We start from the raw sequence: 15,544 nt of genomic DNA, 5'->3' as shown, positions 1-15,544 counted from the left end.
ATGTTTTATTTCCTAGGAAATAGTCAGTTTTCTATTAAGGAGTCCCGAAAGGTTGATAAAGACCTTTGAGAACTCCTCTTTTTTATACTTTCAAGAACTTCCTAACACTCATGACACTTCCCCAAACTCCAACAATTGCCCCAATACCTAAGAGTAAAATGGCATTTTGAATAACTAATGGATAAGTAGGCAAAAATTCAAAGAAGTCCAGTCCGGTGCTTTCCCCAATCATTTCATAAAATTGGACATAACCAAACCACAATAGCGCAATAGGAATAATTGAGCCAAATGTACCTAGTAGAAGACCTTCTATAAAGAAAGGCCATCGGATAAAGCCGTTTGTTGCTCCTACAAGTTTCATAATCTGAATTTCATTCTTTCTAGCCACAATGGTTAGTTTTATCGTGTTAGCTATAAGAAAAATGGCCGTGAATGACAAACCACCGATTAATACCACACCTATAATTCGAATAAAATCCGTTGCCGTGAAGAGTTGGTCAAAAATATCCCGACCATATTCTACACCTTCTACATGCTCTAAAGATTCAATTTCTTCAACAATAACTTCTGTATCTTCCGGATTCTCTGCATGAACAACATATACATCATTCAATGGATTTTCATCCCGAAGTCCTTTAAAATAGTCGCCTTGTTCACCTAAACTATCTATGAATGTTTCTAACCCCTCATCTTTGGGTATATATTCTACAGAATCGATAGTTTCAAAGTCTTCGAGATTTGTATTTAAGTTTTCCTGTTCCGTTTCTGAAGTAGTAAGTTCGACGAATACTCTGATTTCAACATCATCTTCCAATGAATCAGCAAAATGGTTTAAGTTCATAATCAGCAGCAAGAATGCACCAACTACTAATAACGTAACCGTAACCGCACTGACAGAAGCAAATGTCATCCAGCCATTACGAATTATATTTTTACCGCCTTCATTTATATGGCGGCCAACTGTTCTAGCTCTCATACCCGTACATCCCCCTTGCTTCATCTCGGGAGATTCGACCATTTTCAATAGCAATTACTCTCTTTCGCATGCTATCAACTATATCTCTATTATGTGTTGCCATAATTATCGTAGTTCCCCGGTCATTAATCTCTTCCAAAATGCGCATAATTTCCCAAGAAGTTTCCGGATCCAAATTCCCTGTAGGCTCGTCCGCTATAAGTACGGATGGATTATTAACAATCGCTCTTGCGATCGCAACACGCTGTTGTTCTCCACCTGAAAGCTCATGAGGTAAAAATCTTGCTTTATTTTTTAAACGAACGACGTCTAATACTTCCATGACACGTTTTTTTATATTCGCTTTACTTTCCTCAATAACTTCCATAGCAAATGATACATTTTCAAAGACCGTTAAAGATGGTAATAGCTTAAAATCTTGGAAAACTACTCCCATATTTCTCCGTAAATACGGGATATGTCTTTCTTTAATCTTTGATAGATTTTTCCCATCAATAGATATCTCACCCCGTGTTGGTTTTTCCTCACGAAACATCATTTTAATAAAAGTAGATTTCCCCGCACCACTGGGGCCCACCACATAAACAAACTCTCCCTTTTTGATATATATAGAAATCCCATTAACAGCCATTACGCCGTTTGGATAGGTTTTCCACACGTCCTGCATTTGGATCAATCCCATCACTTCCTAGTATATTTATCGTAGTTAATAAAAAAGACATAAATGAAGACTACAAGTCCCATTGTTATGTAGTCATGAATGCAATATCTTCTAAAAAATTCATATTTAAGGTAATTGAAATATGGTTTTGCAAACTATATCATATTTCGACAATCTATTTCTACGTTTTTATTATAGCATCAATTTACGTCATTTAAAGTTAAACTTCTTTACAATTATATTTCAATTGTTACAAACCAATTGTCGAAAACTATCGAAGTAGAAAGAAAAATTAGCATAAGTCTATTGGAGATAGGCATAAAGTTTCAAGCATTAAGTCTAATTTTTTTATAATCTGACATAAATTACAAAATCGAACCACGCAAAAGGGGGTGCTGAAAAGTAAAAACTTACTTTTCAGCACCCTTCTCAAAAATTAAATTTCAGGTTTTAATCATATTTTCAGATGGAGAATTAGAGTGATATATTGAACTCTCAAGACAACATACTTTACTATAACTAATTATTGTTCAGAAACCCACGCTGCAACATCTTCTGCATCCTGTCCACTAACAAGTTCAGCTGGCATGTTACCAGGCCCCTCTTCAATTGTAGCTAAAATAACATCTGCAGAAATTCCGTGCAAGTCCGGTCCTGAGGCTCCCTCAAGGTCTCCCCCGTGACAGGCGGCACAGTTACCAACATAAACTTCTTCACCGTTGGTAGCGTCATATGTATCGTTTGCTCCAGCGCTCTCTTCAACAGCATTATTGTTCTCTGGTGCTTCTTCGTTGTTTGCATCATCACCGCCGCATGCTCCAAGCACTAGCACTGAACCCATAATTGCAAATACTAATTTCTTCATAAAATCCCTCCTTAAATTTTGGTAAGATTATCAAACCTACTTAGATATTATAACCGTTTTATTTTTTATTGAAACCTTCACCCAACACTTCTGAAGCACTAGTGACAATAACAAAGGCTGTCGGATCAATTGTTTTGATCGTTTTCTTTAATTTCGCTATTTCATTTCTGCCAACTACACACATTAAGACTGGTCTTTCATGATTCGTGTATCCCCCGTAACCTATTAATTTTGTTACGCCACGATCTACTGTCGTTAACAATCCTTGTTTAATTTCTTCTTGATTGTCAGAAATAATAATTGCCATTTTAGAATAACCGAAGCCAATTTGAACAAGATCAATCGTTTTTCCCGTCGTGAATAATCCTATGAGTGCGTATAAAGCGAATTCAAAGCCGAATACAAAAGCTGACGATACAACAACAAGACCGTCAATAATAAATATACAAGCACCAAGAGATAAACCAGAATATTTGCCGATAATTTGCGCAGCTAAATCCGTCCCGCCAGTTGAGGAGTTCGATCTGAAAACAATTCCAAGGCCCAATCCAACGCCAACACCACCAAAAATTGCTGCTAATAAAGGATCAGCAGTTGCGGGTTCCATTCCTCTTGTCAAGTAAACAATAAAAGGTAAGAAAAGCGTTCCGGCAAGTGTTTTAGAACCATATAACACACTACCTCGAAGGCTTCCTCCGAGCAATATTATTCCGGCAACAAACAATGGAATATTAAATGCCCATTGTGTATAGGCTGGTTCAAAACCTAACGTGTTGTAGAATAGTGTCGAGATTCCTGCTACTCCACCTGAAGCAATCTGATTTGGGAGTAAAAATATATTAAACGTGATTGCAACTAGGGCTGCCCCTACAAGGACATGAGCGAACTCAAAGACAATTTGTTGCAGTGGAGTCAATGGTTCTTTGTTTCTTTTACGCTGTTTACTTTTCAACACTATTATCACCTTTTTTCTAAAACAATATGTACATAACACACAAGCCATAATCTGCCATCTGATCTCTTAATCCTTTCAGAGTATATCACCAGCATGACAGCCTGTAAACGCGAGTATAGTAACGCTTTAATCGATCAAATTAAAACAAGTCACTATTCGCATTGATATATAACATGTTCTTTTTTGAAAAAATTTAATATCTAATCTTGTGAATTTGTATTTGTTATCATCGAAGGTTGTTTGGAAGAATTACCGCTCGCTTTCCGTAATTTCGTGCAAGTGCAGGCTGGTTTTCCCTTAACACGTGTGGCGAAAAGGAAGCTGTCTACTTTACCTAATAAAAAAAATCTGTGAACAGGTAATTATTTTACCTCAACACAGATCCTTTTATGAATTAATCGTAATAATCGTTTATCCGATTTGCGAACGCAGGTAAGCATCAATGAATGGAGCTAACTCTCCGTCCATCACTGCTTGAGTGTTCCCTGTTTCCATATTCGTTCGATGATCCTTCACCATACTGTAAGGATGGAATACATAAGAACGAATTTGGCTTCCCCAGCCAATTTCCGACTGCTCTCCGCGAATTGCATCTACCTCTTCACGCTGTCTATCTAATTCTAATTGATGTAATTTGGCTCTAAGCATTTTCATTGCTTGTTCTCTGTTTTTTATCTGAGATCGCTCGGCCTGACAACTTACTACAGTGTTCGTAGGTGTATGTGTAATTCGAACAGCGGAGTCAGTTGTATTAATATGCTGACCACCAGCCCCACTTGCACGGAATGTATCAATTCTCAATTCATCAGGCGAAATAGTTATGTCGACGCTATCATCTAGTTCAGGTATCACATCGCATGAAGCAAACGATGTATGACGTCTTCCCGCCGAGTCAAAAGGAGAAATTCGCACTAGGCGATGGACACCCTTTTCCGCTTTGAGGTATCCATAAGCATTACGTCCCTTTATAAAAAGTGTGACGCTTTTGACCCCCGCTTCCTCTCCAGGTAAATAGTCCATCGTTTCCACTTTGAAGTTGTGTGCATCTGCCCATCGTGTATACATACGAAGCAGCAAAGAAGCCCAATCTTGAGACTCTGTTCCTCCCGCACCCGGATGTATTTCCAGGATGGCGTTATTTTGATCATGCGGTCCACTTAATAACAATTGAAGTTCAAATTCATTTAATCGAGCTAACAAACTTTTCAAGCCTGACTCAAGTTCTGCTTCAAGTTCTTTGTCGTCTTCTTCTTTGACCAATCCGTATGACACTTCGAGATCCTCGTGCTCGGCCTCTAATTTGCGGTAAATCTCCGTCATTTCTTTTAAACCGTTCATTTCCGAAATAACTTTCTGGGCTTTGTTTTGATCATCCCAAAACGTGGGGTCACCCATCTTGTCTTCTAATTCAGCGATACGAGTTTCTTTTTCAACTAAGTCAAAGAGACCCCCTAAAGTTTTCTAATCGTTTTGCCATCGCTTGTAACTCTTGCTTTATTTCAACTAATTCCATTGATAATCACTCCTGCATATTGGGTTTTTGAAAAAATCCTTTGTCTATCTCTGATTTCTTTATTTTTTTGGAAAAAGATAAGGGATTGACTCAAAGGATGTATCAGAAGATCTTTATTGACCTTTTGACACACCCTCTGAACCTTTACTATTGTTCCTGACCGTGACAGTTTTTGTATTTTTGTCCGGATCCACAAGGACATGGATCATTACGTTTTACTGTTTCCCCTTTACGGAAAGGAGTTTTTCGCTTAGTTTCTTTTTTCTCCGCAGTACTTTCGTGAACTGCTTTTCCTTCAGTGACTTGTTTTCTTTCAAGATTTGACTGAATTTGCGCCTTCATAATGTAACGAGATACTTCTTCTTCGATGGTTGCGATCATCTCTTCAAACATCTCAAAGCCTTCAAATTTATATTCTCTCAATGGATCATTTTGACCATATGCACGCAAATGAATTCCTTGTCGCAACTGATCCATTTGATCAATATGACTTGTCCATTTACTATCTACTGTGCGTAAAAGAATAACTCGTTCAAACTCTCGCATCGTATCTTTCGTGAACGCCTCTTCACGGTCGTCATAATCTTCATGAACCTTCTCCATGATTAGTTCGATCATTTCCTCAGAATCTAACCCGTGAACGTCTTTCTCAGTAATTTCACGCTCACTGAATACCGTAGCATTAATATACTCAACCATCCCTTTAAGGTTCCAGTCCTCAGGCACCTCTGACTCTGGCGTATACAGTGCAACATTACGTTCTACCGTAGATTCCAGCATTTTTTCTACAACTGGGCGTAAGTCGGCTGACTCTAGCACTTCCATCCGTTGTTCGTAAATGACATCACGTTGTTCTCTCATCACGTCATCGTATTGGAGAAGTTGTTTACGGGCATCAAAGTTATTTCCTTCCACCCGCTTCTGTGCTTGCTCTACTGCTTTGGTAATCATTTTGCTTTCGATCGGATTTTCTTCATCCATTCCGAGACGTTCCATCATTTTAGCCATATTATCTGAAGCAAAACGACGCATTAATGTGTCCTCTAGGGAGATGAAAAACTGTGATTTACCTGGATCTCCCTGACGTCCGGCACGACCACGAAGCTGGTTATCAATTCGACGGCTTTCATGTCTCTCCGTCCCTAAAACGTACAGTCCACCAAGCTCTGTAACACCTTGACCTAATTTAATATCTGTACCTCGGCCTGCCATGTTCGTGGCAATTGTTACTGCTTTTGGTTGACCTGCGTTTTCGATAATTTCGGCTTCGCGCTCATGATTCTTCGCATTTAAAACATTATGAGGAACCTTTTTTTTCTTAAGCATATTTGCAATCAGTTCAGAGGTATCGACATTGACCGTACCAACTAACACCGGCTGACCAATTTCATGAAGTTCTTTGATTTTTTCTACAATGGCTTTGAATTTTCCCTCAGCTGATTTGTAAATAAGGTCTGGCCTGTCTTCTCTCATAATCTGTTCATTCGTAGGAATCGAATAAACATTCATCGCATAAATGTTACGGAATTCTTCTTCTTCCGTTTTAGCAGTACCAGTCATACCGGCAAGCTTTTTATACATTCTAAAATAGTTTTGGAATGTAATGGAAGCAAGAGTCATGCTTTCACGCTTAATTTCCAAGCCTTCTTTTGCTTCAATAGCTTGATGTAACCCATCACTGTAGCGACGCCCTTTCATTAGACGTCCAGTAAATTGGTCTACGATCGCTACTTCCCCGTCGTCAACGACATAATCTTCATCCCGAACCATGACCTTGTGCGCTTTCAAAGCCTGGTTAATATTATGATTTAATTGCACATGCTCCGAGTCAAAAAGATTGTCAATATTAAAGGCTCTTTCTGCCTTACTTACACCTTCGTCTGCTAATTGAACATTTTTTGCTTTTTCATCATACGTATAATCTTCCTCCGCTTTAAGCATTCTAACGAAGGAATTGGCAGCAGTATAAAGCTCTGTTGTCTTTTGCGCTGAACCTGAAATAATTAACGGTGTACGTGCTTCATCCACCAAAATAGAATCGACCTCATCGACAATCGCAAAATATAATGGGCGTTGAACCATTTGCTCTTTATACGTCACCATATTATCTCTTAAATAATCAAAACCTAATTCATTATTTGTCCCGTAAGTCACATCAGCTTTATATGCTTCTCTTTTTTCCTCTTTTGTCATACCACCCAGATTTAAACCTACTGATAAGCCTAAAAATGTATATAACTTACCCATTTCAGCAGCGTCACGGCGTGCCAAATATTCATTTACTGTTACAACGTGAACCCCTTTTTCAGTAATGGCGTTTAAATAGACAGCCAAGGTCGCGACTAGTGTTTTACCTTCCCCTGTTTTCATCTCGGAAATATCACCGCGATGAAGGACAATCCCTCCAACTAACTGAACTTGGTAATGAGTAAGTCCTAATGAACGGGTAGAACCCTCGCGAACAACCGCAAACGCTTCTGGAAGAAGATCATCAAGCTTCTCTCCATTTTTATATCGTTCTTTAAATTCCGTAGTTTTGTTGCGTAAAGCCTCATCAGAAAGCTTCTTCATATCGTCACTTAGCGCTTCAATCTGATCGATCGTTTTTTGCATTTTTTTTATGTGTTTCGCATCGGTATCTCCAATGACCTTCCTTAGTAAACCTAGCATCGGACATTGCTCCCTTTTTCATTATTTCTATTTCAATAGGATTTCTATGGTTTCCGTACTATACTTAAGCGTGATTCAATAGAAGCTGCCACTTAAGAATTTACACTACCCTTCATTTTATCAGTTTGCAAAGTTGCTTACAAGCAACGTATCGTTCTAATGAGAGAATATTATTTAATAAGTGTCATGGTATGATGGATCTAATCGTAAAACACTTATTTGTTGAAGGGACTTCATCCCTTCTCTATAATGAAGAGAATACTTTTAATTAGAGCATAGCAGTGCCGTGATTTCATTACCTGCTATTTTTCATAGACAAAAAAAATTAGTTTTACTTCGAGCGGAGGTACTCCGATTCAGGGGCGCTGAGACTTTGGGGTCACCGCGAAAAGCGAGCGGCAATTTTTTAACAACCATAAATGATGATAAGTCAGCAAAATTTACGTCAACAGTTTTTCAAATTAATTCATCCATCATAGTGTAATGGGAGGTGATGTTTTGCTATCCGTAAAGAAAGTTTTAAATAATAATGTGATCATTGCTGAGCACCCTGACTATGAAGAAGTTGTCCTTATAGGGAAAGGTATTGGTTTTGGTAAAAATACTGGAGATGAAGTTGCAGGAGAGCACGCTGAAAAATTCTTTGTGCTAAAGAATTCAGAGGAACAAACACAGTTCATGAACTTATTAGAGTATGTCGATGAGGATTTCATCGGTATAATTAATGAATTTGTTGAAAAACTGGAAAAGAAGTTCGGTTCAGTAATGAATGAACATATTCATGTAGGCCTAACAGACCACTTGTACTTTGCCATAAAGAGAATCAAACAAGGTCTTGGAATTAAAAACCCGTTTTTACATGAAACAGAACTTGCTTATCCGAAAGAGTACGCCGCCGCAACAGAATTAACAGAATGGTTAAATGAAAAATTCGATGTGAGAATTCCCGAGGGTGAGATCGGCTTCATTACTCTGCATATTCACAGCGCGCTTACAAACAGAAATCTGGCTGAGATTAACCTTCATACGCAACTGGTTAGCGAACTAGTACAAATCATTGAAGATTATCTTCGTGTAAGTATCAGCCGAAAAGATATGAATTATTTAAGATTAGTTCGCCATCTTCATCATGCTATTGAACGTATTCAAACAGAAACTTACTTAGAAAATCAAGATAGTTTAAAAGAGGTGTTGCAAAAAGAATATCCTCTATGTTACAATTTGTCTTGGAAATTGATGAAAATCATGCAACAACGGTTACATAGGCCAGTCCCGGATGCAGAGGCAGTTTATCTTACCTTACATTTACAAAGACTCGTCAGTACCGTACATTAAAATATTGGAAATTGTTCTTACTACGAACAGCTATTCTTTTCCGTGTTACTGGTAATGCAGGCATGAGAGAAAAGGAATGTAGTGTAAAATCGGATTGGGTGAAGTATATCTTCTACTCCATTTATTGTTTTTACTACACTCTTTTCCCTCATGCCTTTTTTGTTGTCATGATATTTTCACTTCCAAATAACCATACTATTTTTAGTAATTAAAAAGGAGGAAATACTTATGTTTAAAAAGCTTTTTGGTCAATTACAACGAATCGGTAAATCTCTAATGTTACCAGTTGCCATTTTACCTGCTGCCGGTTTACTGCTTGCTATTGGTAATGCTATGGGTAATGAAAATATGATTAATCTTATGCCATTCCTGGAAAACGCCTTTTTTGCTGACCTAGGCGGTATGATGGAATCAGCTGGTGGAATTGTTTTTGATAACTTAGCAATTATCTTTGCTCTCGGGGTTGCCGTCGGTTTGGCCAACGGTTCCGGTGTAGCAGCACTAGCTGCCTTAGTCGGTTTCCTGATCATGAACGTAACAATGGGTGTTATTGGAGGATTAACTGTAGAAGGTGTACTTCAAGGTGAAAATCCAGCACATGCTCTCGTTCTAGGAATTCCAACACTCCAAACTGGTGTGTTTGGCGGTATCATTATCGGGGCACTCGCCGCTTGGGCGTACAACAAATTTTTCGAAATTGAACTACCTGCCTTCTTAGGTTTCTTTGCAGGGAAAAGATTCGTACCGATCGTTACTGCATTTGCTGCGTTCTTTATTGGTGTAGCGCTATTCTTTATTTGGCCGCCAATCCAAACAGGGATGAACTCGGCATCCCAATTTTTAATGGAAGAAGCAATGGTTGTTGCCGTATTCTTCTTCGGTTTTATCAAACGTTTATTAATACCATTTGGTCTACATCATATTTTCCACGCTCCGTTCTGGTTTGAATTTGGTCAATATACAGACGTTGCTGGAAACATTGTACGTGGAGACTTGAATATCTTTTTCGCGCAGTTAAGTGATGGCGTTGATATAACTGCTGGTCACTTTATGGCAGGGGAATTCCCAATCATGATGTTTGGTCTTCCTGCTGCAGCACTCGCCATGTATCATCAAGCACGTCCGGAAAATAAAAAAGTTGTTGGTGGGTTACTAGGTTCTGCTGCTTTAACATCTTTCTTAACCGGTATTACAGAACCAATTGAATTTTCTTTCTTGTTTTTGTCACCGGTTCTATTTTTTATCCATGCTGTTTTAGATGGCATATCGTTCGTAGTATTATATTTGCTAAATGTTAATCTAGGTTATACATTCTCCGGGGGTGCGATTGACTTCTTACTCTTCGGAATCGTGCCAGGACGTGAACCATGGTGGATCGTGGTTGTCGTCGGTCTAATCTTTGCGGTCATTTACTATGTGTTATTCACATTTATGATCAAAAAATTCAACCTCTTAACACCTGGACGTGAAAAGCCAGATGCTGAAGGTGAAGCAAGTTCTAAAAAAGCTAGTGGAAAAACAGAATTACCATATGAAGTTCTAAAAGCATTCGGCGGTAAAGAAAACTTAACTCATTTAGATGCTTGTATCACTAGACTTCGTATTAGTGTAAAAGACATTGCCGATGTTGATAAAGATCGATTGAAGAAGCTTGGTGCTTCTGGCGTTATGGTAGTTGATAAAAACGTGCAAGCTATATTTGGTCCACGATCCGAGACGATCAAAGGACAAATGGAAAATATTATTAGTGGAAAAACACCTGTACCTGAAGAAGAAAGCGACAGTAAAGGTGGCGCACCAGCAACTTCGAAAACGAATGTTTCTATCGCCATGCCTTTGAAAGGTGAAATTAAACCACTTTCCGAAGTACCTGATAAAATGTTCGCTGAGAAAATGATGGGTGACGGTTTTGCTATTGAGCCATCCGTTGGAGAAGTAGTCTCACCTGTAGACGGTAAAATCGTAAACTTATTTTCAACAAAGCATGCACTTGGTCTAGAAACTGCTGATGGAACTGAAATTCTTATTCACGTAGGAATTGATACAGTGAAGTTAAAAGGAGAAGGTTTCGAAACGCATGTCGAGCAAGGCGATACAGTAACAATTGGTCAAAAACTTCTCACATTTGACTTAGAAAGTATTCGAGACAAGGCACCATCTGTTATTACGCCGGTGATCTTTACCAATTTAAGTGAAGAACAATCTGTCAGTATCGAAAAAGATGGTCCAACAGAAACTGGAGAAACGGATCGAGTTAAGATTGTTAAGAAATAAGAAGTAATGAATAGTATCGAAAGCTGGAGGGAATTCCCCTCCAGCTTTTTTTATTATTGTTTTACTTCGAACAGAGGTACTCGAATTCGCCTAGAACGGATTCGGGCTCTTCTGTTCGAAGGGGTTTAACATTAACTTAAAAGCCTTATTGTAAATTGTAAAAAGGAGTGATGACCTGGTTCCAGGTCATCACTCCTTTATTTGATAAGATTTATTCTGGCTCAATCAAGCCGTATCTACCGTCTTTACGCTTGTAAACGACGTTTGTAAATCCGCTTATAGAACTTGAAAATACAAAGAAGCTGTGACCTAACATGTCCATTTGCAGAATAGCTTCCTCTGCATCCATTGGTTTCAAATCAAAACGCTTTGTACGAACAACTTCAATTTCATCTTCTGAGAAGTCCTCTTCAGCAAGAGGTTCTAATTCATTTTTAAACATATACTTTAAGCTGTCATCACCGCGAAATTTACGGTTAACTTTTGTTTTATGTTTCCTGATTTGTCGTTCCAATTTTTCAATTACAAGATCAATTGCCGCATACATGTCGGCATGTTTTTCTTCTGCACGAAGTAAAAGCTTCGGCATTGGAATAGTGATTTCAACTTTTTGATCGTTGTTTAACACGCTCAATTTCACGTGTACATCTGAAGATGGGATTGTATCAAAATACTTTTCAAGTTTACTTACCTTTTTTTCAACGTACTCTCTTAATGCTGGAGTTACTTCTAGGTTTTCGCCACGAATATTAAAATTCATTAGCAAACTCCTCCTTTCGGGTATGTAAGTAATATTCTTCACTTCCCCTTAACATTCCTGCTTAAACTTAAATAAAATTTAAATTATTTATCGAAAAATGTAGAAAAGTTTACATTCTGTTTCACATTTAGAAACATTTACCTTCCTAATAGGTAAACAACCAGACTACAGACCCTAATCATTTCTATTAATTTTAACAAACTCGATTATTTTTAAAACGAAAGCTTTTTAAACATTATCTTTATCAGCTTAGAACGAATCCTAGCCTTCTTTCCAAAAGCAATCTTTAAAAAATAGCCCGTGCTCTCTAAAAAGAACACAGGCTACATATACATTTAAATTAATTTATAAAAAGCTTCTTTATCCCCGAATTAAAGCTTCACTACGTTCGCTGCTTGTGGACCTCGGTCCCCTTCAACAATTTCAAATTCCACGTCTTGGCCTTCATCGAGAGACTTAAATCCTTCTTGATCAATAGCAGAAAAATGCACGAATACATCGTCTCCCGCTTCTTGCTCAATAAATCCGAATCCTTTTTCTGCATTAAACCATTTTACTTTTCCTTGCATGTGTATAACACGATCCCTTCATTAATAAATCTGTGGAAATATCCACAATTAAACTATAACAAACCCAGAGAATTGTCGTCAATCCCCTTTAAACAGATTATTCAGACTAATAGGCCTATGTGCTAGATTTTTTAGTATTCACCTCACACCATCATTTATTTTCTACCTCTAAGTCCCTAATAAGCATAAATTTGGGTATAAAATTACATAAAATTCTAAAAACAGCGAAAATAGTCCTATTTATTTATTCTTAATTTCCCTTTATGATCTGATTAATAACATCACCGTTAAGTCATCCAAATCTTTAAAATCCGCTCATCCCCCCTTTTTTTCTTTTATTGAACGATAACCCTACACGCACACTACCCAGATTCGTTTTAATAATAACCTCACTTCTCAATTGATGTTTACTCAATTGAGCTGTGATCAGCGTTCCTCTTGACATCCAAGGGGCAGCAACAGGTTTACTTTATTTACATAGGCATCACCCAAGTAAACTCTCCTTCGACTCTGGTCACAATAATCAATAGAGGAGCAACGTCTCTTCGTTGCTTCCTCTCCCCATTTTTTTTTCAACAATCAACTTTTAAAGGAGGCTTGCAGACTTTACTTCATGATCCAATACTTTTAGTTTTTAAAAATTTAAAAGGAGCCTGCCAATGTTAAACCAACTCACACTAATAGGAAGAATTGCTAAAGATCCAAAACTTCAAACTACAAGAGAAGGTGGTTCGTATACTCGATTTACGTTAGCAGTTAGACGACCATTTAAAAACCAGTCAGGAAATTACGACACCGATTTTATTCCGTGCGTTACTTGGGGGAAGTTATCCGAAACAATTGTAGACTATTGCACGAAAGGGTCATTAGTCTCTCTTAATGGCAGAATTCATATGAGGACACAAGAACTTGAAAACCAGAAACGGATTACTTCGCCAGAAATAATTGCAGATAATGTCGTTTTCCTTCACCTTAAAAAAGCCCATCAAAAGCAAAGCCAAGAAGTACCTATTCCTTCAGCACCTCAAGAATTAGAAGATTCAAGCAGTGCTAATCACCGTGTAGCTTCAAATGAATCACACACCAAAGCTTCTTCCACGAATTTGGATACGAATACCCCTCCAATATTGACTACGCCATCCAACAATAAACAAGTACCATCCGCCTTATCCCCTTCACAAAAATAATCTAAATGAAATGACGAAAGGAGACAACCTGAATGAATGAAATGGATTTGCTTAAAATGGTTATGCACAAATTAGCAAAAATAGAAGCTGCCACAATAAAGCGTGACGACTTAGATGAATTAAATGAATGCTTATTTGATCAACAGGAAAACCTCAAACATATACAAGACACTTTACAGGAACTTAAAGTTAATCTTGATATCAGACACATAGAAAACATGAATTCAGATGATGTATTGCTTCGATCCATTTTAGATAATCAATCGCTACAGTATAAATAAAATAAGAAAAACGCAAAGCGTCTTTTGTTAAATACAGCGTTATCTTTCGCCACCCCGAGTAGCACCTACGAAGTGCGTGTAGGTGCTACTCGAAAGGGGGATGGTTTTCCTTGACACGCGTGGCGTAAAGATAGCTGTCATCTTATACTTTCTTAACTTTTAAGAAAAACGGCATAGCCGTCTTTTATTAAATTCAGCGTCAGCTTCTGCCGCCATCATTTAAGTAGCAAGGGTGGTTTTCCCTTGCTGCGCGCGGCACGAAGGTAGCTGTCATCTTAAAATTCCCTATCTTTTAATTACTTATTTGCCGTCCTCGGATCGCATCTCTCCGTTCAAACTGATGCTAGGATCAAGGGCTCCTAAAACCAAATTATTTCGTTGTTTCTGAGACTACTACTGTTATATCTCCACTAATTTCATAGTGCTGAACGGTGGAAGGGATAATAAAGTGGTCTCCTTTTTTCAGTAAATGAGCCGCTTCCTCTGTTTGAATTTGACCGCCACCTTCAATAACACTCACTAATTGATACGACATGTTCGCTCGTTTTAACGCACCAGACCGTTTCTCCAACACCCATTTGTGTACGGTGAAATAGTTCTCTTGTATAAGTCTTTCAATTTTCAAACCGTCTTCTTCCCAAGCAGGTCTAGCAGGTGTTGCATCCTTATGAGGTACCATGGAACACGCAATAGAATCCTCAATATGTAACTCCCTCATTTGGCCATCTTGGCCAGGTCGATCATAATCATAAAAACGATACGTAATATCAGAACTTTGTTGAATCTCAAGTATTAACACGCCGCTTCCAATGGCATGAACGGTTCCACTTGGTACATAGACAAAATCTCCCGGTTCTACTTCCACACTGTTAAAGAGATCATCCCATCTTTTATCCTCAACCATGTTACTCAGCTCATCTCTAGTAGAGGCTCCATGACCCAGTATCAGCTTTGCACCAGGCTCCCGATCAAGAATATACCAACACTCCGTCTTTCCAAAGGCATAGCCTTCATGCTTCAAAGCATATTGGTCATCAGGGTGAACCTGCACTGACAGATCATCCTGCGCATCAATAATTTTTACTAGTAGTGGAAACTCGTCCCCCTGTTCATGATTAAATAATTCCCGGTGGTTCTCCCATAGTTCACGAACTGTTTTTCCAGCATATGATCCCTCACTTACAATATTTGTGCCATTTTCATGTCCAGAAATCCCCCAACACTCCCCTGTTTGGTTACTGGGAATATCATATCCGTAACACTCTTTCAGCTTCTTTCCACCCCATACTTTTTCTTTCAATACCGGTTCCAATTTTAAAATATCTTTCATCGTTATTACGCCCTCTCTATAATTTATATCTTCGCAGCAAGTAAACAGTATAGTCTTATCTTCATGGAGTTACAGCAATAAGAATCCTCAGTATTATATTGGACACGTTTACATACACCATGCTATACTTTTTCTAGCAATAGCTCTAATCTATTGGCTTTTAGTGCA

General features: G+C 38.3%; 13 protein-coding genes. 4 read left to right on the top strand and 9 right to left on the bottom strand.

The annotated features are described in order from the left end of the window. Window positions 1-82 precede the first annotated feature (82 nt). The 6 genes from ftsX to secA form a co-directional block, all read right to left on the bottom strand. A complete protein-coding gene (gene ftsX, locus CEF18_RS22560) occupies window positions 83-976 on the bottom strand; it encodes a permease-like cell division protein FtsX (protein WP_110938731.1) in 894 nt (297 codons plus the stop codon). Continuing rightward, window positions 966-1,652 (bottom strand): cell division ATP-binding protein FtsE, encoded by a 687-nt coding sequence (gene ftsE / locus CEF18_RS22555; protein ID WP_110938730.1) that lies wholly within the window; start codon window positions 1,650-1,652, stop codon window positions 966-968. The genes ftsX and ftsE overlap by 11 nt, the downstream gene beginning before the upstream one ends. Before the next feature lie 508 nt (window positions 1,653-2,160). Then, window positions 2,161-2,502 (bottom strand): c-type cytochrome, encoded by a 342-nt coding sequence (locus tag CEF18_RS22550; protein ID WP_110938729.1) that lies wholly within the window; start codon window positions 2,500-2,502, stop codon window positions 2,161-2,163. Between the two features lie 58 nt (window positions 2,503-2,560). Next, window positions 2,561-3,457 carry a YitT family protein gene (locus tag CEF18_RS22545; protein ID WP_223292435.1) on the bottom strand — a complete coding sequence of 299 codons (897 nt, stop codon included), beginning with the start codon at window positions 3,455-3,457 and terminating at the stop codon, window positions 2,561-2,563. A 411-nt stretch (window positions 3,458-3,868) separates the two neighbouring features. Beyond that, window positions 3,869-4,970 (bottom strand): peptide chain release factor 2 gene (gene prfB, locus CEF18_RS22540; protein WP_110938727.1). Its coding sequence is split into 2 segments (ribosomal slippage): window positions 3,869-4,897 and window positions 4,899-4,970, totalling 1,101 coding nucleotides; the frame shifts between segments, so codons are not numbered across the junction. Between the two features lie 147 nt (window positions 4,971-5,117). Next, a complete protein-coding gene (secA, locus tag CEF18_RS22535; RefSeq protein ID WP_110938726.1) occupies window positions 5,118-7,640 on the bottom strand; it encodes a preprotein translocase subunit SecA in 2,523 nt (840 codons plus the stop codon). Between the two features lie 498 nt (window positions 7,641-8,138). Here secA and glcT point away from each other — a divergent pair, with 498 nt between their 5' ends. Together glcT and ptsG are read left to right on the top strand one after the other, a co-directional pair. Then, window positions 8,139-8,975, top strand: coding sequence for a glucose PTS transporter transcription antiterminator GlcT (gene glcT, locus CEF18_RS22530; RefSeq protein WP_223292434.1), 837 nt, complete (start codon window positions 8,139-8,141; stop codon window positions 8,973-8,975). A gap of 228 nt (window positions 8,976-9,203) precedes the next feature. Then, a complete protein-coding gene (gene ptsG, locus CEF18_RS22525) occupies window positions 9,204-11,249 on the top strand; it encodes a glucose-specific PTS transporter subunit IIBC (RefSeq protein ID WP_110938724.1) in 2,046 nt (681 codons plus the stop codon). Between the two features lie 211 nt (window positions 11,250-11,460). Here ptsG and hpf read toward each other — a convergent pair whose 3' ends face one another. Beyond that, entirely contained in the window at window positions 11,461-12,009 is a 549-nt protein-coding gene (hpf, locus tag CEF18_RS22520) for a ribosome hibernation-promoting factor, HPF/YfiA family (protein ID WP_110938723.1), read from the bottom strand. Between the two features lie 371 nt (window positions 12,010-12,380). After that, complete coding sequence (locus CEF18_RS22515; protein WP_120689036.1) at window positions 12,381-12,578, bottom strand: cold shock domain-containing protein; 198 nt, start codon at window positions 12,576-12,578, stop codon at window positions 12,381-12,383. A 659-nt stretch (window positions 12,579-13,237) separates the two neighbouring features. Between CEF18_RS22515 and CEF18_RS22510 the strand changes: the two genes are divergently transcribed. After that, entirely contained in the window at window positions 13,238-13,765 is a 528-nt protein-coding gene (locus CEF18_RS22510; RefSeq protein WP_110938721.1) for a single-stranded DNA-binding protein, read from the top strand. Window positions 13,766-13,797: 32 nt separating this feature from the next. Further along, entirely contained in the window at window positions 13,798-14,046 is a 249-nt protein-coding gene (locus CEF18_RS22505) for a hypothetical protein (RefSeq protein ID WP_110938720.1), read from the top strand. A gap of 370 nt (window positions 14,047-14,416) precedes the next feature. Here the strand turns inward: CEF18_RS22505 and manA are convergent, their stop codons facing one another. Next, window positions 14,417-15,376: a mannose-6-phosphate isomerase, class I gene (gene manA, locus CEF18_RS22500; RefSeq protein WP_110938719.1), complete on the bottom strand. Its 960-nt coding sequence runs from the start codon at window positions 15,374-15,376 to the stop codon at window positions 14,417-14,419. Window positions 15,377-15,544: the final 168 nt, after the last annotated feature.

This window comes from Salipaludibacillus neizhouensis (assembly GCF_002886185.1).
Taxonomy (GTDB): domain Bacteria; phylum Bacillota; class Bacilli; order Bacillales; family Salisediminibacteriaceae; genus Salipaludibacillus; species Salipaludibacillus neizhouensis.
This window is presented reverse-complemented; position numbering and strand designations above follow the sequence as displayed.